General features: G+C 70.5%; 19 protein-coding genes. 11 read left to right on the top strand and 8 right to left on the bottom strand.

Going from position 1 to position 25,817, the window contains the following annotated elements; translation table 11 throughout:
- Positions 1-9: 9 nt before the first annotated feature.
- A complete protein-coding gene (locus HQN59_RS04765) occupies positions 10-420 on the bottom strand; it encodes a response regulator (RefSeq protein ID WP_176066639.1) in 411 nt (136 codons plus the stop codon).
- 327 nt (positions 421-747) lie between these two features.
- On the opposite strand from HQN59_RS04765, the gene HQN59_RS04760 reads away from it, so the two are divergent.
- Together HQN59_RS04760 and HQN59_RS04755 are read left to right on the top strand one after the other, a co-directional pair.
- A complete protein-coding gene (locus HQN59_RS04760) occupies positions 748-2,232 on the top strand; it encodes a DNA recombination protein RmuC (RefSeq protein ID WP_176066637.1) in 1,485 nt (494 codons plus the stop codon).
- Between the two features lie 12 nt (positions 2,233-2,244).
- Complete coding sequence (locus tag HQN59_RS04755; protein ID WP_176066635.1) at positions 2,245-3,432, top strand: MFS transporter; 1,188 nt, start codon at positions 2,245-2,247, stop codon at positions 3,430-3,432.
- A gap of 108 nt (positions 3,433-3,540) precedes the next feature.
- Here the strand turns inward: HQN59_RS04755 and HQN59_RS04750 are convergent, their stop codons facing one another.
- The 5 genes from HQN59_RS04750 to HQN59_RS04730 form a co-directional block, all read right to left on the bottom strand.
- Positions 3,541-4,188 (bottom strand): glutaredoxin family protein, encoded by a 648-nt coding sequence (locus tag HQN59_RS04750; protein WP_176066633.1) that lies wholly within the window; start codon positions 4,186-4,188, stop codon positions 3,541-3,543.
- 104 nt (positions 4,189-4,292) lie between these two features.
- Entirely contained in the window at positions 4,293-6,350 is a 2,058-nt protein-coding gene (locus HQN59_RS04745) for a M3 family metallopeptidase (RefSeq protein ID WP_176066631.1), read from the bottom strand.
- 83 nt (positions 6,351-6,433) lie between these two features.
- A complete protein-coding gene (gene folD, locus HQN59_RS04740; protein ID WP_176066629.1) occupies positions 6,434-7,297 on the bottom strand; it encodes a bifunctional methylenetetrahydrofolate dehydrogenase/methenyltetrahydrofolate cyclohydrolase FolD in 864 nt (287 codons plus the stop codon).
- A gap of 100 nt (positions 7,298-7,397) precedes the next feature.
- Positions 7,398-8,021, bottom strand: coding sequence for a response regulator transcription factor (locus tag HQN59_RS04735; protein ID WP_176066626.1), 624 nt, complete (start codon positions 8,019-8,021; stop codon positions 7,398-7,400).
- Positions 8,022-8,096: 75 nt separating this feature from the next.
- Complete coding sequence (locus tag HQN59_RS04730) at positions 8,097-10,640, bottom strand: PAS domain S-box protein (protein WP_176066624.1); 2,544 nt, start codon at positions 10,638-10,640, stop codon at positions 8,097-8,099.
- A gap of 226 nt (positions 10,641-10,866) precedes the next feature.
- On the opposite strand from HQN59_RS04730, the gene aceE reads away from it, so the two are divergent.
- The 6 genes from aceE (at position 10,867) to HQN59_RS04700 (ending at position 22,442) form a co-directional block, all read left to right on the top strand.
- On the top strand, positions 10,867-13,578 hold the full coding sequence (gene aceE, locus HQN59_RS04725) for a pyruvate dehydrogenase (acetyl-transferring), homodimeric type (protein ID WP_176066622.1): 2,712 nt from the start codon (positions 10,867-10,869) through the stop codon (positions 13,576-13,578).
- A 39-nt stretch (positions 13,579-13,617) separates the two neighbouring features.
- The gene (gene aceF, locus HQN59_RS04720; RefSeq protein WP_176066620.1) at positions 13,618-15,303 is read left to right on the top strand and encodes a dihydrolipoyllysine-residue acetyltransferase; all 1,686 of its coding nucleotides are present in this window, start codon (positions 13,618-13,620) and stop codon (positions 15,301-15,303) included.
- Between the two features lie 16 nt (positions 15,304-15,319).
- The gene (gene lpdA / locus HQN59_RS04715) at positions 15,320-17,230 is read left to right on the top strand and encodes a dihydrolipoyl dehydrogenase (protein ID WP_176066619.1); all 1,911 of its coding nucleotides are present in this window, start codon (positions 15,320-15,322) and stop codon (positions 17,228-17,230) included.
- A gap of 505 nt (positions 17,231-17,735) precedes the next feature.
- A complete protein-coding gene (locus HQN59_RS04710) occupies positions 17,736-19,154 on the top strand; it encodes an enoyl-CoA hydratase/isomerase family protein (RefSeq protein WP_176066617.1) in 1,419 nt (472 codons plus the stop codon).
- Between the two features lie 25 nt (positions 19,155-19,179).
- Positions 19,180-20,751, top strand: a complete 1,572-nt coding sequence (locus HQN59_RS04705; RefSeq protein ID WP_176066614.1) for an AMP-binding protein — start codon at positions 19,180-19,182, stop codon at positions 20,749-20,751.
- Positions 20,748-22,442, top strand: a complete 1,695-nt coding sequence (locus HQN59_RS04700) for a thiamine pyrophosphate-binding protein (protein WP_176066612.1) — start codon at positions 20,748-20,750, stop codon at positions 22,440-22,442. The genes HQN59_RS04705 and HQN59_RS04700 overlap by 4 nt, the downstream gene beginning before the upstream one ends.
- A gap of 134 nt (positions 22,443-22,576) precedes the next feature.
- Here HQN59_RS04700 and HQN59_RS04695 read toward each other — a convergent pair whose 3' ends face one another.
- The gene (locus tag HQN59_RS04695; protein ID WP_176066610.1) at positions 22,577-23,122 is read right to left on the bottom strand and encodes an NUDIX hydrolase; all 546 of its coding nucleotides are present in this window, start codon (positions 23,120-23,122) and stop codon (positions 22,577-22,579) included.
- 148 nt (positions 23,123-23,270) lie between these two features.
- On the opposite strand from HQN59_RS04695, the gene HQN59_RS04690 reads away from it, so the two are divergent.
- Genes HQN59_RS04690 through pgeF form a run of 3 tightly spaced genes read left to right on the top strand, consistent with a single transcriptional unit; the run spans position 23,271 to position 25,455 of the window.
- Complete coding sequence (locus tag HQN59_RS04690) at positions 23,271-23,975, top strand: fumarylacetoacetate hydrolase family protein (protein ID WP_176066608.1); 705 nt, start codon at positions 23,271-23,273, stop codon at positions 23,973-23,975.
- Positions 23,976-23,983: 8 nt separating this feature from the next.
- Positions 23,984-24,625 (top strand): maleylacetoacetate isomerase, encoded by a 642-nt coding sequence (maiA, locus tag HQN59_RS04685; RefSeq protein ID WP_176066606.1) that lies wholly within the window; start codon positions 23,984-23,986, stop codon positions 24,623-24,625.
- Positions 24,607-25,455: a peptidoglycan editing factor PgeF gene (pgeF, locus tag HQN59_RS04680; protein ID WP_342451124.1), complete on the top strand. Its 849-nt coding sequence runs from the start codon at positions 24,607-24,609 to the stop codon at positions 25,453-25,455. The genes maiA and pgeF overlap by 19 nt, the downstream gene beginning before the upstream one ends.
- On the opposite strand, the gene HQN59_RS04675 is transcribed toward pgeF, so the two are convergent.
- Complete coding sequence (locus HQN59_RS04675) at positions 25,375-25,674, bottom strand: hypothetical protein (RefSeq protein ID WP_217703846.1); 300 nt, start codon at positions 25,672-25,674, stop codon at positions 25,375-25,377. The genes pgeF and HQN59_RS04675 overlap by 81 nt on opposite strands.
- Positions 25,675-25,817 lie beyond the last annotated feature (143 nt).

Genomic DNA, 25,817 nt, shown 5'->3' with positions numbered 1-25,817 from the left:
CGGCGCGCGTCAGAGGCCGCTGCTGAAATCGGTCTGACCACTGCCCCCTTCGGCGATCCGGCAGCAGTAGAGGATCAGCGCGTCGATCTCGTTCGACTTGTCGAACACGCGATCGGCGCCGAGCTCGAGGCACTTGCGGCGCATGTCGGGCGTCGCGTAATTGCTCAGCACGACCAGCTTCTTCGACTGATTTGTCGTGGCGGCGGCCTTGAGCACGCCGAGCCCCGAGCCGCTCTTGAGGAAGATGTCGACCACGACCAGGTCGCAGTCGTTGTCGCTCTCGGCGAGCCAGCGCACCGCGCTGGGTTCGTCTTCCGCGGTGCCGACCACTTCGATCGGAGCCAGTTCCTCGAGCGCTGCAACCAGGTTCTCCCGGATCACCGGGCTGTCTTCGACGATGAAGGCTTTGAGTTGGTTCATCGGACGTTCGTCATCGGGCGGCCGGCCGCGCTGACGGGGCCGCTGGCCGCGGCCGCGCGCTGCGTCGGCAGCGCTGCCCGCAGCACCGGCGCGCCAGAAGCGCCGGCATCGAAGTGGTGATGGAGTTCGGAAGTCATGGCGCGCACGCCCAAAGGAAGTCGAGTCTCGCCGAAACGGGCGTGCGGATCGTAGCTCCAAGCACGCGTTGCATGGTCAGAACTATCCTACAGCGCCCGAGCATTGGCTTTTCCCGCATCGGTCGAGATGCATGCGAGGCGGCGCGATGTCCACACCGGTGCGGTACGTACCGGCTGCGACAATCGCCCGATGACTCTCGAATGGCTCACGCCGGCGCTGCTGGCGCTGCTGCTGCTGGTGACCGCTTGGCTCGCGCTGCGGCGCCCCGACACCCGTCCCTGGCAACGCTTTTCCGATCAGCTGCACGAGCTGCTGCGCGCCGAGACCCAGCGCGTCGAGCGCGAGCTGCGTGACGAGATCTCGCGCAGCAGCCTGGCGACGCGCCAGGAGCTCGGGCAGACGCTGGTCGGCTTCCAGCAGACGCTGCTGACGCAGCAGGGCGACGTCGCGCGCACCCAGAACGAGCAGATCGACCGCTTCGGCCTGCAGCTCGCGGCGACGCGCGACGGCTTGGCCGAATCGCTGCGGGTCGCGGCGCTGACGCAGGCGCAGCAGGCGAGCAGCGCGCGCGACACGCTCGACCACACGCTGGCGCGCCTGTCCGAGCAGCAGGCGGTCACGCTGCAGCGCTTTTCCGACACGCTGAACGAGCAGCTGCGCGCGCTCGCGCGTTCCAACGACGAGCGGATGAGCGAGGTGCGCAGCTCGGTCGAGCGCAAGCTGCAGGCGATCCAGGCCGACAACGAGAAGAAGCTCGAGCAGATCCGCGCGACGGTCGACGAGAAGCTGCACGCCACGCTCGAGCAGCGCCTCGGCGACAGCTTCAAGCAGGTCGCCGACCGCCTCGACCAGGTGCACCGCGGCCTGGGCGAAATGCAGACGCTCGCGCGCGACGTCGGCTCGCTCAATCGCGTGCTCACCAACGTGAAGACGCGCGGCATCTTCGGCGAGGTGCAGCTGTCGGGCCTGCTCGAGCAGGTACTGACGCACGAGCAGTACGCGACCAATGTCGAGACGGTGCCGGGCAGCGGCGCGCGCGTCGAGTTCGCGATTAGGCTGCCCGGACGGCGCGACGATCACGCGCCCCTGTGGCTGCCGATCGACTGCAAGTTCCCGCGCGACGACTACGAGCGGCTCGTCGAGGCGCAGGAGCGCGCCGACCGCCCGGCGATGGAGCTCGCCGCACGTGCGATCGAGACGCGCCTTCGCAACGAGGCGCGGACCATCCGCGACAAGTACATCGAGTCGCCGCACACCACCGACTTCGGGATCATGTTCGTGCCGACGGAAGGTCTCTACGCCGAGGCCCTGCGTCGGCCCGGCCTGGTCGAGAGCCTGCAGCGCGAGTACAAGGTGATGCTCACCGGCCCGACGACGCTGCTCGCGACCCTTTCGAGCCTGCAGATGGGCTTTCGCACGCTCGCGCTCGAGAAGCGTTCGACCGAGGTCTGGGAGACGCTGGGCGCGGTCAAGACCGAATTCGCGAAGTTCGGCGACGTGCTCGCCAAGACCAAGAAGAAGCTCGACGAGGCGTCGAGCAGTATCGAGATGGCCGAGCGGCGCACCCGCGTGATGGCGCGCAGCCTGCGCGATGTGGAGGCGGTGCCCGACGACCGCGCGCAGACGCTGCTGCCCGGGGGCCTCTTCGACGACGAGCCGGCGCTGCCACGCTGACGCCAGCGCACGATGACCGCTCGCGACACCACGCGCACGCTGGTCGCGCTCGTGGTCGGGCAGGTCTGCCTGCACGCGTGCATGGCGGGCACCCGAATGGCGGCGCCGCTGCTGGCGCTGCGCGACGGTCACGCCGCGTGGGCGGTGGGCCTGTTGCTCGGCCTCTTCGCCGTGGTGCCGATCGCGCTCGCACTCACCGCCGGTCGGCTTGCCGACCGCTACGGCTACCACCGGCCGATGTGGATCGCGATCGCGCTCACCGTCACCGGTGGGCTGCTCGCGGTGCTCGCGACCGTCGTCACGAGCGGCCGCTTCGGCGTGCTGTGCCTCGCGGCCGCGTTCGCCGGGGCGGGCGCCAACTTCGGCCTCATCACGATCCAGCGCACCGCGGGGCGAAGCGCCGCCGACGCGACCGAACTCAAGCGCGTGTTCAGCTGGCTCGGCCTCGCTCCCGCGCTCGCCAACGTCGCCGGTCCGGTGCTCGCCGGGGCACTGATCGACCACGCGGGCTTCCGAGCTGCATTCGCCGCGCTCAGCGTGCTGCCGGCGATCGCATGGTGGTGGGCGCGCCGGGTACCGGTGGAAGCGGTCGCCGCGACACCGTCGGCGGCCAAGGCGCGCAGCTCGTGGGAGCTGCTCGCCGCCCCCGGATTCCGGCGCCTGCTTCTCGTGAACTGGCTGCTCTCGTCGAGCTGGGACGTGCATTCGTTCCTGGTGCCCATCCTCGGCCACGAGCGCGGCTTCAGCGCGTCGGCGATCGGGCTGGTGCTGGGCGTGTTCGCGACCTCGGTCGCGGCGATCCGGGTTGCCATTCCGTCGATCGCGCACCGGCTGCGCGAGTCGGTGGTGCTGGTCGGCGCGATGCTGACGACCACCGCCGTGTTCCTGGTCTATCCGTTCGCGCAAGGCCCGTGGGTCATGGGCGTCTGCGCGAGCGTGCTCGGCCTCGCGCTCGGCGCGGTGCAGCCGATGATCATGGCGACGCTGCACCAGATCACGCCCGACCAGCGCCACGGCGAGGCGATCGCGCTGCGCTCGATGACGATCAACCTGTCGAGCGCGCTGATGCCGTTCGTGTTCGGCTTCGCCGGCGCCGCGCTCGGCGCCTCGTGGCTGTTCTGGCTGATGGCCGGGGCGGTCGGCGCGGGCAGCGTGCCGGCGCGACGCATCGGCGAGGGCGCCGGGCCGCGGGCGCCCTAGCTGCGCGCGGCCCCGACCGGCAGCGACGAGCGTGGGGCGCGTACCTGCGTCAGCCGAGCGCGCGCGGTCGGTGAGCCGTCGCCCGCCGGCGGCGTCAGCCGCTGCGCGTCAGAACTTGATGCCGCCCGGGCCCGGCGGCGGCGGTGCCGGGATTCCGCCGGCCTCCGGGCGCGCCGCGGGTGCGGTGGCCGCGCGCGCCGGCACCGCGTCGCGCCGTTCGACGATCCGCAGCGGCGGGCGCGGCGTGTACGTCGGCGGCAGGCGCGACTGGCGCGGGTAGCCGGCGGCATCGAGATACGAGGTCCAGACGTCGGGCGAGAGGCCGCGCAGCGTCTGCGAGCCGATCGTCAGGGTCGGCGCGTCGCGCCCGCCGGTCAGGCGTTCGAGCGCGTCGCCGTCCTCGGCCGAAATGGCCTGGCGCTCGATATAGGGAATGCCACGCTGGCGCAGCAAGGCCCGCGCCGACTCGCACGGCTCGCAGGTGCCGGCCGACGTGTAGAGCGTCACCGGAAAGCGCGTCGCGATCTGGCGCAGTTCGAAGGGGAGGTCGCTCTCGCTGCCCGCCGAGCCGCCGCGCGCGTTGAGCGGCGTGATGCGGCTGTCGACGGTGGCAGGCGGTCGGTCGGTGTAGGTGACCCGGCCGTCCGGACCGGTGACCTTGTACTGGCCGAGCGCAGCCCCGCTTGCCAGAACGGCGGCCAGTGCGGCGGTCGCCGCCACGGCGCGGCGAGATTCGAGCGGGGCAGGGCGGTTCATGGCGTCTCCGGTGGCCAATCTAACCGACTCGGCACGGGCGCTTCAACGGTAAGGGCTCGCCGGCGCGGGGCGGAACCCGCCGCTCAGCGCCGGGTGCAGGGCTCTCAGGCCGCCAGGCCCTGGTGCCGCAGCAGCGCGTCGATGGTCGGCGCCCGGCCACGGAACGCGACGAAGCTGTCGAGCGCAGGGCGGCTGCCGCCGACCTCGAGCACGTTCTCGCGGAAGCGCCGGCCCGTTGCGACGTCGAGCACGCCGTCCGGGCCGTTGGCGGCCTCCTCGAACGCGCTCCACGCGTCGGCCGACAGCACTTCGGCCCACTTGTAGCTGTAGTAGCCGGCCGAGTAGCCGCCCGAGAAGATGTGCGAGAAGCTGTTGAGGAAGCGGTTGAACGTCGGCGGACGCACCACCGCGACCTCCTCCCGCACCTCGTCGGCGAGCGCCTGGATGCGCGCCGAGCTGCCGGCGTCGGCGTGCAGCCGCATGTCGATCAGCGAGAACTCGACCTGGCGCAGCGTCTGCAGCCCCGACTGGAAGTTCTTGGCCGCCAGCATCTTGTCGAACAGCGCGCGCGGCAGCGGCTCGCCGCTGTCGACGTGCGCCGTCATGCGGCGCACGACCTCCCATTCCCAGCAGAAGTTCTCCATGAACTGGCTCGGCAGCTCGACGGCGTCCCACTCGACGCCCGAGATGCCGGACACGGCGATCTCGTCGACCTGCGTCAGCATGTGATGCAGGCCGTGACCGAACTCGTGGAACAGCGTCGTCACGTCGTCGTGCGTCAGCAGCGCCGGCTTGCCATCGACCGGCGCGGCGAAGTTGCAGACCAGGTACGCGACGGGCGTCTGCAGCGCGCCGTCGGGGCGCTTCCAGCGGTTGCGCGCATCGCCCATCCATGCGCCCGAGCGCTTGCCGGCGCGAGCGTAGGGGTCGAGGTAGAACTGACCGACGAGGCGGGTGGTATCGCCGACCGGCCGCTCGACGCGGAAGAAGCGCACGCCTTCGTTCCAGACCGGCGCCTCGTCGGGGCGGATCGTCACCTCGAACAACTTCTCGACGATGCCGAACAGGCCCTCGAGCACCTTGGGCTCGGTGAAGTACAGCTTCACGTCCTGTTCGCTGAACGCGTAGCGCGCTTCCTTGAGGCGCTCGCTCGCGAAGCTCATGTCCCATGCCTGCAGCTCGTCGATGCCGAGCTCGCGGCGCGCGAAGTCGGCAAGCTCGGCGAGGTCGGCTTCGGCGCTCGGACGCGCCCGCTTGGCCAGATCGCGCAGGAACGTCAGCACCTCCTCCGGCGACGCAGCCATCTTGGGCACCAGCGACAGGTCGGCGTAACGGCGGTAGCCGAGCAGCTGCGCCTCCTGCTGGCGCAGGTCGAGCAGGCGCTGCATCGCCTCGGCGTTGTCGCGCTCCGGCGGCCCGAACTCGCTCGCGCGGGTCACGTACGCGGTGTAGACCGTCTCGCGCAGGTTGCGGTCGGTCGCGTACTGCATCACCGGCAGGTAGACCGGGAACTTCAGCGTGATCTTGTAGCCGTCGGCGCCATCGGCCTCGGCGGCAGCGCGCATCGCCGCGATCACGTCGTCGGGGACGCCCGCGAGCTGCTCGGCGGTCGCCAGCATCGACCAGCCGTCGGTCGCGTCGAGGATGTGCTCGGAGAACTTCTGCGACCACTCGGCCTGCTCGTCCTGCAGCTTCGTGAAGGTCTCGCGGGCTTCGCCCTGAAGCTCGGCGCCCGACAGCACGAAGTCGCGCAGCGCGTTGTCGAGCGCCCGGCGCCGCGCCGGCGCGAGATCGCGCGCGGCCGGGCTGGCGGCGATGGCCTTGTACTTGGCGTAGAGCTTCTCGTCGGCGCCGAGGCGGGTCTGGAACTCGACCACGCGCGGCAGCTGCGCGGTGTACGCCGCGCGCAGCTCGGGCGTGTCGGCCACGCCATGCAGGTGGTTGACCGCACCCCAGGCGCGGTTGAGCCTATCGAGCGCGACGTCGAGCACCGACGAGAGCGCGTCGTAATCGGCGGGCGTGGCGTCGCTGGTCGCGCACTGCAGGGCGGCGTCGGCCTCGGCGAGCAGCACGTCGAGTGCCGGGGCGACGTGCTCGGGGCGGATCGCGTCGAAGCGCGGCAGTCCGGAAAAGTCGAGCAGCGGATTCAGGTCGGAAGTCATCGGTTCACCTTCTAGGGACTGGCAGGACACGCAACCGCGCGCGGCCGGCGCCGCGCGATCGACCCGGCTCGAGACGCTTCGCGTCAGGCCGAACGCTCGGCCGACTCGACCGTGTTGACGAGCAGCATCGCAATGGTCATCGGCCCGACGCCGCCCGGCACCGGCGTGATCCAGCCGGCCACCTCGCGCACGCCGTCGAAGTCGACGTCGCCGCACAGCTTGCCGGCGTTCGGCTCGCCGTCGGGGACGCGGTTCATGCCCACGTCGATGACGATCGCGCCGGGCTTGACCATGTCGGCGGTCAGCGTGTTGCGTCGCCCGACGGCGGCCACCACGACGTCGGCTTGCCGGGTATGCACGGCCAGGTCTGCGGTCGCACTGTGGCAGATGGTGACGGTCGCATCGGCCTGCAAGAGCAGCAGCCCCATGGGCTTGCCGACCGTGTTGCTGCGGCCGATGACGACGGCATGCTTGCCGCGCAGCGCGACGCCGGTGCTCTCGATCAGCTTCATGCAGCCGTACGGCGTGCAGGGGCGAAAGCCCGGCAGGCCCGCCATCAGCTCGCCGGCGCTCAGCACCGAGTAGCCGTCGACGTCCTTGCTCGCGTCGATCGCCTCGATCACCTTCTTGGCGTCGATGTGGCGCGGCAGCGGCAGCTGGACCAGGATGCCGTGAATCGTGGCGTCCGCATTGAGGGCGGCGACCCGCTCGAGCAGCGCGGCTTCGGTCAGCTCGGCCGGGTAGCGTTCGAGCACCGAGCGGATGCCGGCGGCCTCGCACGCCTTGACCTTGTTGCGCACGTAGACGTGGCTGGCAGGGTCGTCGCCGACCAGGATCACCGCGAGGCCCGGCGTGCGGCCGCGCGCGGTGAGCGCCGCGGCGCGCTCGGCGACGCCGCCACGGATCTGCAGCGCGAGCGCGCTGCCGTCGATCAGGGTTGCAGGCATGGGGTCACCACCGCGGTAGAAGTGAAGGGCACGACCCGACACCGCTGGCGCCGGACGGATGCGGCCGGTGCCGCCCCGGGAGCGGCGTCGCCGGCGCCGCTCAGGCCCGCGTCTGCGCTCCGAGCGCGATCTTCAGCAGGTCGGCGACCGTGTTCGCGTTCAGCTTTTCCATGATGTTGGCGCGATGCGCTTCCACCGTCTTGATGCTGATGCCCAGGTCGTCGGCGATCTGCTTGTTCAGGCGCCCGGCGACGATGCGCTCGAGCACCTGCGCCTCGCGCGTGGTCAGGCGCGACAGCAGGGCGTCGCGGCTCGCCGCTTCCTGGTGCTTCGAGAAGTCGACGCGGGCGCGCTGCAGCATCTTCTCGACGAGCTGCACGAGCTCGGCTTCCTTGAACGGCTTCTCGATGAAGTCCTCGGCGCCCTTCTTCATCGTCGTCACCGCCATCGGCACGTCGCCGTGGCCGGTGATGAAGGTCATCGGCAGCGGCGAGCGGCGCTCGATCAGGCGATCCTGCAGCTCGAGGCCGCTCATGCCCTCCATGCGGATGTCGACGATCAGGCAGGCCACTTCGCGCGGGTCGAAGCGCGCCAGGAACGACTCGGCCGAGTCGAAGCACTTCACCCGGTAGTCCTTGCCCTCGAGCAGCCACTGCAGCGAGTCGCGGACGGCTTCGTCGTCATCGACGACGTACACGGTGCCCTTCTTCGGAATCAAGCTCATCGATTCACCTTCGCACGCGGTGCGGTGATTGCGGAAAGGGTGGGGGCGGCGGGCCGCGCGTGCGGCCCCTTCGCGCTAGGCAGTGGCGGCCGCAGGAGCATCGCTTCGGGACGTTTCGACCGGCAACGTGAACGAGAACCGGCAGCCGATCGGCGTCTCTCCATTGTAGAGGTTGGTCGCCTTGATCCGGCCGCGGTGGCTCTCGATGATCGAGCGGCACAGCGACAGGCCGATGCCCAGCCCGTCGACCTTGGTCGAGAAGAACGCCTCGTAGAGGCGCGCCAGCACCTCTTCCTTGAGGCCCGGCCCGTGATCGGTGACGATGAACTCGATCGTGTCGCCTTCCTCTTCGCTGTGGCGCGGCAGCACGCGCAGCTCGATGCGGCGCCGCGCCGTCGGCAGGTGCGCGTTGTCGATCGCCTCGGCCGCGTTCTTGAGGAGGTTGAGCACCACCTGCTCGATCAGGATCGGATCGACCATCAGCGGCGGCGGGCGCTGCGCCACGTAGGTGTGGATCGCGACGTTGCGGCGGCGCAGCTCGATGCCGGCGAGCTCGACCGCGTCCTCGACGATGGTGTGCGCGTAGGCGCGCTGGCGCTGCGGCTCGCTGCGTTTCACGAACGCGCGGATGCGATGGATGATCTGACCCGCGCGCTCGGCCTGGCGCGCGGTCTTCTGCAGCGCGGCGACGAGGTCGCCCTTGTCGATCGCGTTGTTCTCGACGCGCGTCACCATGCCGTTGCAGTAGTTGGTGATCGCGGTGAGCGGCTGGTTCAGCTCGTGCGCGACCGACGACGCCATCTCGCCCATGGTGACGAGGCGGCTCGTCACCTGCGCCTTCTCGGCCTGGCTCGCCGCCACCGCCTCGGCGTGGCGCCGCTCGGTGATGTCGGTCGCGATCAGCATCTGCGCGAGGCGCCCGTCGGTCCACTGCAGGTAGCGGGCGCGCACGTCGAACCACTTCTGCAGCGACTCGACGAAGACCTCGCGCGAATCGGACCCGGCATCGGTGAGCTCCTGCGTCGGCAGGCCGCCGAGGTCGTCGACCGACTCGTCGATCGCCTCGCCGACCGGCGCGGCGCCGCTCGAGCTCGCCTGCCCGCCCGAGAGCAGCGCGTGGCCGGCGGCCACCGCGCCGAACCAGAGCCGGTACGAGCGGTTCGCGAACAGCAGCTCGCCTTGCTGCACCGAGACCACCGAAACCGCGGCGTCGAGCCCCTCGAGCACGGTGGTGAAGCGCTCGTGCGAGGCCGTGAGCTGGTCGCGGATGCGCTTGGCTTCGGTGATGTTGGTCATCGAGGTCATCCAGCCGGTCTGCTGCCCCTTCGGGTCGATCAGCGGCGAGACGTACATGCGGGCGTCGAAGATGGTGCCGTCCTTGCGCATCACCTTGACCTCGATGCCGCCGGCGGGGCTCTTGCCCTGCAGCTCCTGCTCGAGCAGGCGCCGGTTCTCGTCGACACGGTCGCGCGGCCAGTGGGGAAACGGCGGCCGCTGGCCGATCAGGTCGGCGTCCGAGAAGCCCGTCATCGCGCAGAACGCCGGGTTGACGTAGGTGATGCGGCCTTCGAGGTCCATGGCGCGCATGCCGGTGAGCATGGAGTTCTCCATGGCGCGCCGGAAGTTGGTCTCCGACACCAGCGCGGCCTGCATCTGCAGGCGCCGCCGCATGTGTCGGCCGGTGCCGAGCAGCATCCAGACGGTAAGCACCGAAAGGGCCGCGACCATCCAGAACAGCGTGTTGCTGATCAGGCCGATCGAGGTGCGATGACCCTGGCCGCGCAGCACGAGGCCGTTGTGGGCCGGTGCGAGCGGCACCTCGTGGTTGATCGCACCGCGGCGCGGCGGCGAGCCCGCCGGCGTCATGACGGTGCTCGCCAGCGCGCGGCCCTGCCGGTCGAGCAGGCTGATCGCGTGCCGGCTCGACACCTCCGACGGCACGTAGTAGCGCACCAGGCGCTCGACCGAGTATTCGGCGATCAGCGCGCCGGCGAAGGTGCTGCGCTCGAACAGCGGCACCTGCACCTGGAACACCGTGTGGCCGTAGCTGTCGGCGAACGGGCCCGAGTAGGTGGTCTGGCGGCTCTCGCGGCCGCGCACGAAGGTGCGCTCGGGCTCGGCGTTCGAGCGCAGCGCCGGCATCGACGCCGGCGTGTCGTCGCTGGTGACGCCGCTTTCCGGCAGGAACGTCGTCACCGCGTGGCCGGCGATGCGTGAGCGGTCGGCGCCGACCCAGATCAGATTGGTGATCTCCGGGCGGTCGCGCACGAAGCTCGAGGTGTGCGCCGCGAAGTTCTGGCGCTCGATGCCGCGCGTGACGATGTCGCGTGCCATGCGCACCAGCTGCTCCTGGTTCTCGATCAGGCGCAGGCGCAGCTGCTGCTGCGAGATCTCGGTGTCGCGCTTGACCGCTTCCTGCTCGCGCTCGAACTCCTCGTTTCGCAGGTACCAGAACGCCGAGATGATCGCCGCGAGGAAGAGCAGCACCGAGAACAGCGGCCCGAGGGTCGCGTAACGGTCCTGGTGCGCGGCCGATTGGCGCCGCCACCAGCGCCCGAACAGGCGCTCGGGCCAGGTGCGGGCGGCGCGCGGGCGGGCGGCGGCGACGGTCGGCGGCATGCCCGATTATCCGATCTGGCGCTTGCCCCCGAATGGCCGGTGGTCGCCCGTGCGTTCCCTTCGGCGGGGCGTTTCGCACGCGGTTTGCCGGTGCGCCGGCAGGCTCGGCGGCCGCCGCCTGCGCCACCGGGTGCGCGGCCGGTCCGGCTTCTTACAGAATAGGCCGTCGTGTGACACTTCACGCGGCGGCTCAAGGGCTCGAGCCGATCCAAAACAGGAGACACCTATGTCAGCCATGCCGGAGAGTTTTCTGGGCCCCGCCGCGGGCGACGCCGATCCCGCGGAGACGCGCGAGTGGCTCGACGCGCTGTCGGCCGTCATCGGCGCCGAGGGCGGCGAGCGCGCCCACTTCCTGCTCGAGCAGCTGATCGACCAGGCGCGTCAGGCCGGGATCGATCTGCCGTTCTCGGCGAACACCGCCTACGTCAACACGATCCCGACCGACCAGGAAGAGCGCACGCCCGGCAACATCGAGATCGAGGAGCGCCTGCGCGCCTACATGCGCTGGAACGCGATGGCGATGGTGGTCAAGGCCAACCGCCTGCACCCTGCCGACGGCGGCGACCTCGGCGGCCACATTTCGAGCTTCGCGTCGCTCGCGACGATGTTCGGCACCGGCTTCAACCACTTCTGGCACGCCGCGACGCCCGAGCATGGCGGCGACCTGCTGTACATCCAGGGTCATTCGTCGCCCGGCATCTACGCGCGCGCCTTCCTCGAAGGACGCCTCACCGAAGACCAGCTGCTGCACTTCCGACAGGAGGTCGACGGCAAGGGCATCTCGAGCTATCCGCACCCCAAGCTGATGCCCGAGTTCTGGCAGTTCCCCACCGTCTCGATGGGCCTGGGCCCGCTGATGGCGATCTACCAGGCGCGTTTCCTGAAGTACCTGCACGCGCGCGGCATCGCCGACACCAGCAAGCGCAAGGTGTGGGTGTTCTGCGGCGACGGCGAGATGGACGAGCCCGAATCGCTCGGCGCCATCGGCCTCGCGGCACGCGAGAAGCTCGACAACCTGATCTTCGTCATCAACTGCAACCTGCAGCGTCTCGACGGGCCGGTGCGCGGCAACGGCAAGATCATCCAGGAGCTCGAGAGCGAGTTCCGCGGCTCCAACTGGAACGTGATCAAGCTGATCTGGGGCAGCTACTGGGATCCGCTGATCGCGCGCGACAAGGAAGGCATCCTGCGCCGCGTGATGATGGACACCGTCGACGGCGACTACCAGGCCATGAAGGCCAACGACGGCGCGTTCGTGCGCAAGCAGTTCTTCGGCCGCCATCCCAAGCTGCTCGAGATGGTCTCGAAGATGAGCGACGAGGACGTCTGGCGCCTCAACCGGGGCGGCCACGACCCGCAGAAGGTCTACGCCGCGTTCCATCGCGCCGCCAACCACCAGGGCCAGCCCACGGTGCTGCTCGTGAAGACCGTCAAGGGCTTCGGCATGGGCAAGAGCGGCGAGGGCAAGAACACGGCTCACCAGACCAAGAAACTGGTCGATGACGACGTGCGCGCGTTCCGCGACCGCTGGAACATTCCCATCCCCGACGACCAGCTCGGCGATATCCCGTTCTACAAGCCGGCCGACGACACGCCGGAGATGAAGTACCTGCACGAGCGGCGGCAGGCGCTCGGCGGCTACCTGCCGGCGCGCCGCCCGAAGGCCGACGAGCAGCTCGCGGTGCCGCCGCTCGAGACCTTCAGCGCGGTGCTCGAGCCGACCGCCGAGGGGCGCGAGATCTCGACCACACAGGCGTTCGTGCGGTTCCTCACGCAGCTGCTGCGCGACAAGGAACTCGGCCCGCGCGCGGTGCCGATCCTGGTCGACGAGGCGCGCACCTTCGGCATGGAGGGCCTGTTCCGGCAGATCGGCATCTACAACCCCGCGGGCCAGAACTACACGCCGGTCGACAAGGACCAGGTCATGTACTACCGCGAGGACAAGGCCGGGCAGGTGCTGCAGGAGGGCATCAACGAGCCCGGCGGCATGAGCAGCTGGATCGCCGCGGCGACGTCGTACGCGACCAACAACCGCATAATGGTGCCGTTCTACATCTACTACTCGATGTTCGGCTTCCAGCGTGTGGGCGACCTCGCCTGGGCCGCCGGCGACATGCAGGCGCGCGGGTTCCTGCTCGGCGGCACCTCCGGCCGGACCACGTTGAACGGCGAAGGGCTGCAGCACGAGGACGGCCACAGCCACATCTACGCGCACACCATCCCGAACTGCGTCTCGTACGACCCGACGTTCGCGCACGAGGTGGGCGTGATCCTGCACCACGGCCTGCAGCGCATGGTCGAGCGCCAGGACAACGTGTTCTTCTACCTCACGCTGCTCAACGAGAACTACCCCATGCCGGGCCTGCAAGCCGGCACCGAGAACGAGATCATCAAGGGCATGTACCTGCTGCAGCCGGCCGGCGGCGACGCGGGCCGGCCGAGCGTCAACCTGCTCGGCAGCGGCACCATCCTGCAGGAGAGCATCGCTGCCAAGGCGCTGCTCGAGAGCGAGTGGGACGTCGGTGCCAACGTCTGGAGCTGCCCGAGCTTCAACGAGCTCGCACGCGACGGGCAGGATGCCGAGCGCTGGAACCTGCTGCACCCGACCGCCGAGGCGCGGGTGCCGTTCGTGACCCGCCAGCTCTCGCGCACGCCGGGCCCGGTGGTCGCGTCCACCGACTACATCAAGCTCTACGCCGAGCAGATCCGGCCGTTCATCCCGCAGGGGCAGACCTACAAGGTGCTCGGCACCGACGGCTTCGGCCGCAGCGACTTCCGCTACAAGCTGCGCGAACACTTCGAGGTGAACCGGCACTACATCGTGGTCGCCGCGCTGCGTGCCCTCGCCGACGCCGGTACGGTGCCGCTCGGGCGCGTTGCCGAAGCGATCGCCAAGTACGGCATCAACGCCGACAAGATCAACCCGCTGTACGCCTGACCGCAGCGCGCCCGCGCGAGCAGAACAACGGAGACATGCATGGCCCTCGTGGAAGTCAAAGTGCCGGACATCGGCGATTTCAGCGACGTCGAGATCATCGAGCTGCTGGTCAAGCCGGGCGACACGATCGCCGCCGACCAGTCGCTGATCACGGTCGAGAGCGACAAGGCGTCGATGGAGATTCCGTCGTCGGCCGGCGGGGTGGTCAAGGAGCTCAAGGTCAAGCTCGGCGACAAGGTGTCCGAGGGCTCGCCGCTGCTGGTGCTCGAGTCGGCTGACGCGGGCCAGGCCGCCTCCGCGCCGGCGCCGGCAGCGTCCGCGCCAGCGCCTGCGCCGGGTCCCGCGCCGGCGGCATCGGCTCCTCCGCTGGCTGCGCAGGGTGGCGGTGCGCCGGTCGAGGTCGTCGTGCCCGACATCGGCGACTTCGCCGAGGTGGCGGTGATCGAGGTGATGGTCAAGCCGGGCGACACGATCAAACCCGAGCAGAGCCTCATCACGGTCGAGAGCGACAAGGCGTCGATGGAGATCCCGTCGTCGCACGGCGGCGTCGTCAAGGAGGTCCGCGTCAAGGTCGGCGACAAGGTGTCGGAAGGCAGCCCGGTGGTGGTGCTCGAGGGTGGCGCCGCTGGGGCAACCTCTGCAGCGGCTTCAGCGCCGGCGCCTGCCGCGGCGCCGAGCGCTGCAGCCGCGCCCGCTCCGTCGCCGGCGCCGAGCGGCCCTGCCGAGCGCACGCTGCCGACCGCCGCGCTGCCGGCGCACGAGCCGAGCGCGCCGCGCGGCGCGCTGCCGCACGCGTCGCCGACGATCCGCAAGCTCGCCCGCGAGCTCGGCGTGCCGCTCGACGAGGTCAAGGGCAGCGGGCCCAAGGGCCGCATCACGCAGCAGGACGTGCAGGCGTTCGTCAAGGGCGTGATGGAGGGCAGCCAGCAGACCAAGGCGCAGGCCGCCAAGGCACCGGCCGCGGCTTCGGCAGGGGGTGCGGGCTTCCCGGGCCTCCTCGCCTGGCCGCAGGTCGACTTCGCCAAGTTCGGCCCCGTCGAGCGCAAGGACCTGCCGCGCATCAAGAAGATCAGTGGCGCGAACCTGCACCGCAACTGGGTGATGATTCCGCACGTCACCAACCACGACGACGCCGACATCACCGAGCTCGAGGCGTTCCGCGTTCTCACCAACAAGGAGAACGAGAAGAACAAGGACGCGCCCAAGGTCACGATGCTGGCGTTCCTCATCAAGGCGTCGGTCGCCGCGCTCAAGCAGTTCCCCGAGTTCAACGCCTCGCTCGAGGGCGACCAGCTCGTCTACAAGAAGTACTTCCACATCGGCTTCGCGGCCGACACGCCCAACGGCCTGATGGTCCCGGTGATCAAGGACTGCGACCAGAAGGGCGTGCTGCAGATCTCGAAGGAGATGGGCGAGCTCGCCAAGAAGGCGCGCGAGGGCAAGCTCTCGCCGGGCGAGATGACCGGCGGGTGCTTCTCGATCTCGTCGCTCGGCGGCATCGGCGGGCGCTACTTCACGCCGATCATCAACGCACCCGAAGTCGCGATCCTTGGCGTCTGCCGCAGCACGACCGAGCCACGCTGGGACGGCAAGGCGTTCCAGCCGCGCCTCATCCTGCCGCTCAGCCTGAGCTGGGACCACCGCGTGATCGACGGCGCGGCGGCCGCGCGCTTCAACGCGTTCCTGGTGCAGATCCTCGGCGACTTCCGCCGCGTGCTGCTTTGACCACCCGAGGCTGAGCATGGCGACGATCGACATCAAGGTTCCGGACATCGGCGACTTCAAGGACGTCGCCGTCATCGAGGTGCTCGTCAAGCCGGGCGACACCGTCAAGCCCGAGCAGAGCCTCATCACGGTCGAAAGCGACAAGGCGTCGATGGAGATCCCATCGTCGGCCGGCGGCGTGGTGAAGGAGCTCCGGGTCAAGGTCGGCGATACCGTCAACGAGGGCTCGGCGATCCTGGTGCTGGAGGGCGACGGTGCCGCGGCAAGCGCCGGTGCCGCGACCGGCGCGACTGCGGCCGCGGCGGGCTCGGGTGCGGCAACCGCTGCCAACGCTGGCGCCCCGGCGGCCGGCTACGGTGGAACCACGGGCGCGGCGTCGTCCGGTGGCGCGGCCGGAGCCACGGCTGCCCCGGCCGCGCCAGGCGGCGGCTCGTCGCCCGCTGGCGCCGCGCCGGCGCGGAGCGCAACCCCGCCGCGCACCAGCGGGCCCGCCGACCTCGAGTGCGACCTGCTCGTGCTCGGCGCCGGCCCGGGCGGCTACTCGGCGGCCTTCCGAGGCGCCGACCTCGGCCTCAAGACCGTGCTCGTCGAGCGCTTCGCGACGCTCGGCGGCGTCTGCCTCAACGTGGGCTGCATCCCGTCGAAGGCGCTGCTGCACGTCGCCGCGGTGATGGACGAGGTGAAGCACTTCGAATCGATGGGCGTGACGTTCGCCCCGCCCAGCGTCGACCTCGAGAAGCTCCGCGCGCACAAGAGCAAGGTGGTCGGCAAGCTGACCGGTGGCCTTGCCGCGATGGCCAAGATGCGCAAGGTCACGGTGGTGCAGGGCAGCGGCGAGTTCATCGACGCGTACCGGCTGCAGGTGACCAAGGCCGACGGGGGAACCCAGACCATCGGCTTCAAGCGCGCGATCATCGCGGCCGGCTCCGAAGCGGTGAAGCTGCCGTTCCTGCCCAAGGACGACCCGCGCGTCGTCACGTCGACCGGTGCGCTCGAGCTGCGCCAGAATCCCAAGCGCATGCTCGTGATCGGCGGCGGGATCATCGGTCTCGAGATGGGCACCGTCTATTCGACGCTCGGCGCGCGCCTCGATGTGGTCGAGATGCTCGACGGCCTGATGCAGGGCGCCGACCGCGACCTCGTCAAGGTCTGGCAGAAGATGAACGCGCCGCGCTTCGACAACATCCTCTTGAAGACCAAGACGGTCGGTGCCGAGGCGACCGAGGGCGGCATCAAGGTGTCGTTCGAAGGCGAGGGCGGCGTCAAGGAGCAGACCTACGACTTGGTGCTGCAGGCCGTCGGGCGGGTGCCGAACGGCAAGCGCATCGGCGCCGACAAGGCGGGCGTCGAGGTCGGCGAGCGCGGCTTCATCTCGGTCGACATCCAGATGCGCACGAGCGTCGCGCATATCTTCGCGATCGGCGACATCGTCGGCCAGCCGATGCTCGCGCACAAGGCGGTGCACGAGGCGCACGTCGCCGCCGAAGTCGCCGCCGGCGAACTGCTCGGCGACGACCACCTCGCCAAGGCCGCGTTCGATGCGCGCGTGATCCCGAGCGTCGCCTACACCGACCCCGAGGTCGCCTGGGTCGGCGTGACGGAAGACGACGCCAAGGCGCGCGGCCTCAACGTGAAGAAGAGCGTGTTCCCCTGGAGCGCATCGGGCCGGGCGATCGCCAACGGCCGCGACGAGGGCTTCACGAAGCTGCTGTTCGACGCCGACACGCACCAGATCGTCGGCGGCGCGATCGTCGGCACGCACGCCGGCGACATGATCGGCGAGGTCGCGCTTGCCATCGAGATGGGCGCCGACGCGGTCGACATCGGCAAGACCATCCACCCGCACCCCACGCTCGGCGAAAGCCTCGGGATGGCGGCCGAGGCGTTCGAAGGCGCCTGCACCGACCTGCCGCCGGTCAAGCGCTGAGCGCCTCGCGCCCGCGCCGACCGGCGACTGCCGGTGGCGTGTGCGTGCGACGCGGGTCCGAGGGCTGCCGTGCATCGCTCGCGGCAGAAATGGGTGCGAGCCGGCGCATAGGCCGGCAGTGCGGTCCCTCGTTCCCACACGCACGTTGCGCGAAGCATGCGAGTCTCGGCTCCACCGCAAACGGCGCTCAACGTGCACGAGGCGCTGTAAGGGTCCTGCGCCGTTCTCCGTGCGCGCAAGCACGCCGGCCTTGAAGACCTGCGGAGCTCCCGGCCGCACGTGAGTTTTTCTCGCGCCGGTGTCACCAATTCTCGGTTGCCGCCGTGTTCCCGAGGCCGCAGACTGTCGCGGGCATACCCCGTCGACGACTCGCACGTGGCGTGATCGCACGCGTGCTCAGGCCATGACCCGCATCGACGAGCCGGCGGCAGCCGGCCGCTCACCGGGACATCCCATCACGGCAGGCGCGGGTCGAGTTGTCCGCCACCGGTCCAAAGGTCCAACCATGATCGAGTTCATCCCCCGCGAACAACGTCTGCCGCGCCTCGCGGGCGCGGGCCTGCCGCAGGACACCATCGAGACCTTCGTGCGCGCGATCGACGCCAGCCGCGAGCGCCTCGAGGAAGGCACACTGCGCGAGGCGATTCAGCAGGGCCGCGCGCTGCTCGGCGCGATGCCGCTGCGCTCGCAGCGCAATGCCGCGCAGAAGCTCGCCGGGCAGACGGCGGTCCAGCTGATGGCCGACGCGACCTGGCGCTTCTTCCGCCGTCAGGCGGTGCCGCTCTATCGCGAGCTCACCGACGGCGGCCGCCGGTCGCTGCGGGTCGAGGCGCTGCTCTGGGAGGCCGCCGCGCGCTGGCCCGACATCCTGCCGACGGAAGGCCAGCTCGCCGAGGAGTGCGAGCGCATGCAGGCCGACAAGGACGGCCTCGAGATCCATCAGGGCCTCTTCGTCAGCATGGTGCTGTCCGACCCCGCGTGCGGGCACCACCTGATCCGCTCGATGCTGCGCCCGCGTGCCGAGTCGCTGGCGCTGCTCGACGAGTTCGTGCGCACCGGCCGCGCCGACCTCGGCAAGGTGAAGATCGTGGTCGAGGGCGAGACCGCGCACGTCACGCTGCACAACGAGCGCTATCTCAACTCGGAGGACGACACCACCGTCGGCCCGCTCGAGATCGCGACCGACCTGGTGCTGATGAACCCGAACGTGCGCATGGGCCTGTTGCGCGGCAGCGTGGTCGACCACCCGAAGTACAAGGGCCGCCGCGTGTTCTGCTCGGGCATCAACCTGACCCGCATCTACCAGGGCAAGCAGAGCTACCTGTCGTTCCTGTATCGCAACATGGCGATGCACAACAAGCTCTACCGGGGCGTGCTGCTCGGCGACGAGCCCGACAGCCTCGACGTGTCGCTCACCGCGCCCGAGCAGACCGTCGAGAAGCTGTGGGTCGCGGTGGTCGAGTCGTTCGCGATCGGCGGCGGCTGCCAGCTGCTGCTGGTGGTCGACCACGTGATCGCCGAGAAAGGCTCGTACTTCAGCCTGCCGGCGCGCAAGGAAGGGTTCCTGCCGGGCACATCGAACATGCGGCTGCCGCGTTTCGTGGGCGAGCGTGCGGCGCGCGAGGCGATCATGTTCGACCGCGTGTTCCACGCCGATTCCCCCGAAGGCCGCATGATCGCCAACCAGGTCGTCGCGCGGGACGAGATCGACGCCGCGCTCGCCACCTGCATCGAGAATGCGGTCGGCTCCGGCATGGTGAGCGCCGGCGCCAACCGCAAGGCGATGCGCCAGCAGACCGAGACGCTCGAGGCGTTCCGCGGGTATCTCGCGACCTACGCCTACGAGCAGGGCTTCTGTCACCTCAGCGAGCAGCTCATCCGCAACCTCGAGCGGCACTGGAACGCGAGCCAGCGCAAGCTCTGACGGCCGACAAGCCGACGACCACCCCGTGCTGACCCTTGCCAACCTGCTGCGCGCGACCGCGCAGAGCCATGGCCACCGCGTCGCGATCCGCATGGACGACGCGATCTGGACCTGGGACGAGTACCTCGAACGCATCGCGCGCACGGGTTCGATGCTGCGCGGGCTCGGCCTCACGCCGGGGCGCCGTTTCGGCATCCTTGCGCGCAACAGCGTGCCGCAGGCCCAGCTGCTGAACGCCGGCTACTGGGCCGGCGTGGTGCCGGTGCCTCTGAACTTCCGTCTTGCCGCGCCCGAGATCGCGCAGATGCTCGACGACGCGCACTGCGACGTGGTGTTCGTCGACAACGCGCTCGCCGCGATGCTCGACGCGCCGGCGCTCGCGCGCTGGCGCGAGCGCGCGGTGATGCTGCCGGTCGACGCGCCGGCGGCGCCCGGCTGGCTGGCGTTCGACGCGCTCGTCGCCGACGCCGGGCCGATGCCGGCGCACGAGTCGCACGAGGACGACGACGCGATCGTCCTGTTCACCGGCGGCACCACCGGGCGCTCGAAGGGCGTTCGCCTCACGCACCGCAACGTGGTCTCGAATGCGCTGCAGCTCGCGCGCGTGATGGAAGTCGACGAGAACGACGTCTACCTGCATGTCTCCCCGATGTTCCATTCGACCGACCTCAAGGCGACGGTGGTCACGATGTACGGCGGCGGCCACACGTACCTGAGCGACTTCTCGGTGGAAGGGGTGCTGCGCGCGGCGGCGCGCCATCGGGTGACCATCCTCAGCCTGGTGCCGACGATGATCGTGCGGGTGCTCCGCGAGGGGCGCCTCGCGGAGCACGACCTCTCGAGCGTGCGCCTCGTCAGCTACGGCACCTCGCCGATCGACGAGGGCGTGCTGCGCGAGGCGATGCGCGCGTTCGCGGGCGTGGGCTTTCACCAGTGCTACGGCCTCACGGAGACGTCGCCGCTGCTGGCGATCCTCGACCAGGCGTCGCACCGGCTCGCGCTCGCCGACAGGCCCGAGCTGCTGCGCGCGGCGGGCCGCCCGCTGCCCGGCGTCGACATGCGCTTCGTCGACGACCACGGCCGCGAAGTGGGGCGCGGCGAAGCCGGCGAGATCGTCGTGCGCGGCCCGCAGGTCAGCCGCGGCTACCTCAACGCGCCCGAGGAGAACGCCAAGGCGTTCAAGGGCGGCTGGTTCCACACCGGCGACATCGGCCGCATCGATGCCGACGGCTACCTGCACGTGCTCGGGCGCCGCAAGGAAATGGTCATCACCGGCGGCGAGAACGTCTACACGCGCGAAGTCGAGTGCGTGCTCGAAGACCATCCGGCGGTCGCCGAGGTGGCGGTGGTCGGCGTTCCCGACCCCCAGTACGGCGAGGCGCTGCTCGCGGTGATCGTGCCGAGCGGCGCGGCGCCCGCGCCCGAGGCGATGATCGCGTTCTGCCGGGGCCGCCTCGGTGGCTTCAAGATCCCGCGCCGTTATCAGTTCGTCGCGCAGCTGCCGCGTACCCAGCTCGGCAAGGTGCGCAAGAACGACCTGGTGCAGGCGTACCTGAGCGCCGCCGAGCAGCGCGGCGTCGAGGAGACCGCGACATGACGACGACTTCCAGCACGCGCCGCAACGGTGGCCAGATCCTGATCGATCAGCTGCGCATCCACGGCGCGCGCCGCGTGTTCTCGGTGCCGGGCGAGAGCTTCCTGCCGGCGATCGACGCGCTGCACGATGCGCGCGAGGCGATCCAGCTCGTGACCTGTCGCCAGGAGGGCGCCGCCGCGCACATGGCCGAGGCGCACGGCAAGCTGACCGGCGAGCCGGGCATCTGCTTCGTGACGCGCGGCCCGGGCGCGACCAACGCCAGCATCGGCGTGCACACCGCGCGCCAGGACTCGACGCCGATGATCCTGCTTGTCGGCCTGGTGGGGCGGCACGTCGCCAGGCGCGAGGCGTGGCAGGAAATCGATGTCGAGGCGGTGTTCGGGTCGCTCGCGAAGTGGGCGGTACGCATCGACCGCATCGAGCGGATCCCCGAGCTCGTCGCCCGCGCGTTCCAGGTCGCGACCTCGGGCCGCGGCGGGCCGGTGGTGATCGGCCTTCCCGAAGACCTGCTCTACGAGGAGGCCGAGGTCGAGGACGCGGTGAGGTACCAGCGCGTCCACGCGAGCCCGAGCCCCAGCGACATGCAGCGCCTGCGCGAGCTGCTGGCCACCGCCGAGCGCCCGTTCGTGCTGCTCGGCGGCGGGGGGTGGAGCCGCGCCGCGTGCGACGCGATCCGCTCGTTCGCGGCGGCATTCGACCTGCCGGTGGGCACCGCGTTTCGGCGCCAGGACCTGCTCGACAACCGCGACGTCCACTTTGCCGGCGACGTCGGCATCGGCGTCAACCCGGCGCTCGCCGAGCGGATCCGCGGCGCCGACCTCATCGTCAGCGTCGGTGCGCGCATGGGCGAGACGACGACCAACGACTACACCCTGCTCAAGGTGCCCAAGCCGACGCAGACGCTGGTCCACGTGCACCCCGATCCGAACGAGCTCGGCAGCGTCTACCAGGCCGACCTGATGATCAACGCCGGCATGCGCGAGTTCGCCGAGGCGGCGCAGAGGCTGGAGCCGGTGCCGACGACCGCCTGGCGCGGCTGGACGCGCGCGGCGCGCGCCGACTACCTGGCGACGCTCGAGCACGGCCCGATGCCGGGTGAGCTGAACATGGGCGACGTGATGGCGCAGCTGCGTCAGCGCCTTCCGGCCGACACCATCGTCACCAACGGCGCGGGCAACTACACGTCGTGGGTGCACCGCTTCTACCAGTACGGCGGTTTTCGTACGGAGCTCGCGCCGACCAGCGGCACGATGGGCTACGGCACGCCGGCGGCGATCGCGGCGGCGCTCGAGCACCCCGGCCGCACGGTGGTCTGCTTCGCCGGCGACGGGTGCTTCCAGATGACTCCACAGGAGCTCGCGACCGTGCAGCAGTACGGCCTCGGGATCCTCTTCGTCATCGTCAACAACGGCATCTACGGCAGCATCCGCATGCACCAGGAGGTGCACTACCCGGGCAAGGTGTACGGCACCGACATCGAGAACCCGGACTTTCCGGCGCTCGCGGCCGCCTACGGCCTGCACGGCGAGGCGGTGCAGCGCACCGAGGACTTCGGCAACGCACTCGAGCGCGCCCTGCATGCGCCGGGCGCGGCGCTGCTCGAGCTGCGCATCGACCCCGAGGCGATCACGCCGCGCACCACGCTGACGGCGTTGCGCGAGAAGGCGCTCGAGGCGCGCGGAGCCGGCTGAGTCCGGCGCGCGCGCTGCGACGGGCTGCCGCCCAGCGGCTCCGAAGGCACGTTCGGCTCCCCCGCTGCCGGCGCTGCGCTCGACCGCTTGCCGCTGAACGGCTGCGGCACGAGATTCCCGCGCCTGTGGGCGGCTCAGGCGATGTCGATGCAGTGCAAGCCGAACGCGCCGCGCCGGAAGTCGGCGAACCAGCACTCGAGCGTGGTGCGGACGCTGCGGAACGCGAGCTCGTCCCACGGCACCTCGGCTTCGCCGAAAAGCTGCGCCTCGATCGTCTCGGGGCCGGGCGCGAAGTCGGTGTCGATCAGACGCGCGCGGTAGAAGAGGTGCACCTGGCCGACGCGCACGACGTTCAGCACGCTGAAGAGCCCCTGCAGCTCGATGCGCGCGCCGGCCTCCTCGACGGTCTCGCGCTGGGCCCCCTCGGCGGTGGTCTCGCCGAGCTCCATGAAGCCGGCAGGCAGGGTCCAGAAGCCGTGGCGCGGCTCGATGTTGCGCCGGCAGAGCAGCACGCGGTCGCCCCAGGCCGGCACGGTACCGACCACGTTGAGCGGGTTCTCGTAATGAATCGCGCCGCAGGCGGCGCAGGTCGCGCGCTCGCGGTTGTCGTCGGCCGGGATCGCGTACGCGGTGGCGCCGCCGCAGGTCTTGCAATGCTTGATGCCGCGCTGCGTGAGCATGCGACGAGTGTAGGCCGCGCTCGTTTCGCGAGCCGGCGTGGGGGCGGCGCCTGCCCGCGCGCCCCCGGGGCCGGCAGCGCGACCGATCGCAGCTCGCGCCGGGCCGTGATGGCATGATCGGCCGCATCCTTCGCCCTCGAGCCGATCCATGCAGCACGTCGTCACCGCCCCGCAGATCCCGACCGTTCCCGTCCACGGCGCCGACGGTGCCGGGTTCCCCGTGCACCGCATCTACTGCGTCGGCCGCAACTACGTCGAGCACGCGGTCGAGATGGGCTTCACGGGGCGCGAGCCGCCGTTCTTCTTCCTCAAGCCCGCCGACGCGATCGTGCCGATCGCGGAGGGCAGCGTCGGCCGCATGCGCTATCCGAGCCTGACCAAGGACCTGCACCACGAGGTCGAGCTGGTGGTCGCGATCGGCACCGGCGGCCGCGCGATCAAGGCGGCCGAGGCGATGCAGCACGTCTGGGGCTACGCGGTCGGCCTCGACATGACCCGGCGCGACCTGCAGGGCGAGGCCAAGAAGCTCGGCCGCCCGTGGGACATCGGCAAGGCGTTCGAGGAGTCGGCGCCGATCGGGCCGCTGCACCGCGCCGCCGAGTGCCGCATCGACGAGAACACCGCGATCACGCTGACGGTGAACGGGGCCGAGCGCCAGAAGAGCCGCATCGGCAAGCTGATCTGGAGCATTCCCGAGATCATCGAACACCTGTCCGCGGGGTGGGACCTGCAACCCGGCGACCTCATCTTCACCGGCACGCCCGAGGGCGTCGCCGCGGTCAAGGCCGGCGACACCCTGCACGCGCAGGTCGACGGTGTCGGCTCGCTGCAGGTCGAGATCGTCGAGCGCTGAGGCGTCAAGTGGAGCTCTACAGCTACTTCCGCTCGTCGGCGTCGTACCGGGTGCGCATCGCACTCGCGCTGAAGGGCCTCGAAGTCGACTACCACGCCGTCCACCTGCTGAAGAAGGAGCAGACGAGCCCCGACTACGCCGCGATCGCGCCGGCCCAGCTCGTCCCGCTGCTCAAGGACGGCGACGCACTGCTGAGCCAGTCGCTCGCGATCATCGAGTACCTCGACGAGGTCCACCCCGAGCCGCCGCTGCTGCCGCGCGACCCGCTCGGCCGCGCCCGGGTGCGGGCGCTCGCGCTCGACATCGCCTGCGAGATCCACCCGCTCAACAACCTGCGCGTGCTGCGCTATCTGGTGAACGAGCTGAAGGTGTCCGAGGACGCCAAGAACGCGTGGTATCGGCACTGGGTGGAAACAGGCCTGGCGGCGTTCGAGCGCTCGCTGACGCTGCCCGGCGCCGCCACCGGCAGGTTCTGCCACGGCGACACGCCGACCCTCGCCGACTGCACGCTGGTGCCGCAGATCCACAACGCGCGTCGCCTCGACTGCAACCTCGAGCCGATGCCCACGGTGCGCCGCATCTTCGACGCCTGCATGATGCTGCCGGCGTTCGCGTCGACGCAGCCGTCGGCGTGCCCCGACGCGGCGTGAGCGAGGCGGGCAAGGCAGCGTCGAACGCGTCCGCCGCGGCATCGGGGCGCGACGGCTATGCCGCCGACTGGCTGCGCCCCGAGTGGCGCGCGCCGGCGCGCGGCCTGATGACGACGCGCCAGGGCGGCGTCAGCACCGCGCCCTACGACACGATGAACCTGCACACCGGCGGCGCCGACGCGCCGGAGGCGCTCGTCGAGAACCGGGCGCGCTTCGCGGCTGCGATCGGCGGGCGGCCGCTGTTCCTGAACCAGATGCACGGCAGCCGCGTCGTGCGGGTCGGCAGCGCCGATGCGGAGCGCAGCGCGCGCGGCGAGCGGCTCGAGGCCGACGCCGCCGTCTCCACCGAGCCCGGCGTCGCTTGCGCGATCCAGGTCGCCGACTGCCTGCCGGTGCTGTTCGCGGCGCATGACGGCGGCGCGGTCGGTGCGGCGCACGCGGGCTGGCGCGGCCTCGCCGGCGGAGTGCTCGAAGCGACGCTCGAGGCAGTCTGCGAGGCAGCCGGCTGCGCGCCGGCGGCAGTCGATGCCTGGATCGGCGCGGGCATCGGGCCGGGTCACTTCGAGGTCGGCGCCGACGTGCTTGCAGCGTTCGGCGCCGACATCGCCGGATCACCCGCGGCAAGCCGCTTCGCGTCGCGCGGCGGCGGCAAGTGGCTCGCGGACCTGCCAGAACTGGCGCGGGACCGCCTCATCACCGCCGGCGTCGCGAACGTCAGCGGCGGCGCCTGGTGCACCTACGCCGACGCGTCACGTTTCTTTTCGTACCGGCGCGACGGCGTCACCGGCCGCATGGCCGCCGCCGTCTGGCTCGACCGCGAGCGCGGCTGAGCGCGCAGCGGCCTGCGCGGCCGCTTCGGCCGCGGCGCGCGCCTTGCGCCGCGCCGGCGTGCGCATCAGGTAGATCGCGATCGAGAGCGGCAGCACGCCGTAGAACAGCAGCGTGAACAGGGCGCCGAGCACCGTACCGTTGGCGGCGCTCGCTTCGGCGGCCGCCATCATCACGACGACGTACATCCACGCGATCGCGACCAGATAGATCAGGTACATGGCTGACTCCGGAACGGGGTTTTCGGCACGGCGGACCGCATCGAGGGCACCTGATTGTCCGGCGCGCGCCCATCCGCCGTGCGCCCCGACCCGAACGACCTTGCGGCGCTGCGGCGGCCGCGCCGCGACTCCGGCAGAACCCG

This window comes from Rhizobacter koreensis (assembly GCF_013366375.1).
Lineage (GTDB): Bacteria > Pseudomonadota > Gammaproteobacteria > Burkholderiales > Burkholderiaceae_C > Schlegelella_A > Schlegelella_A koreensis.
This window is presented reverse-complemented; position numbering and strand designations above follow the sequence as displayed.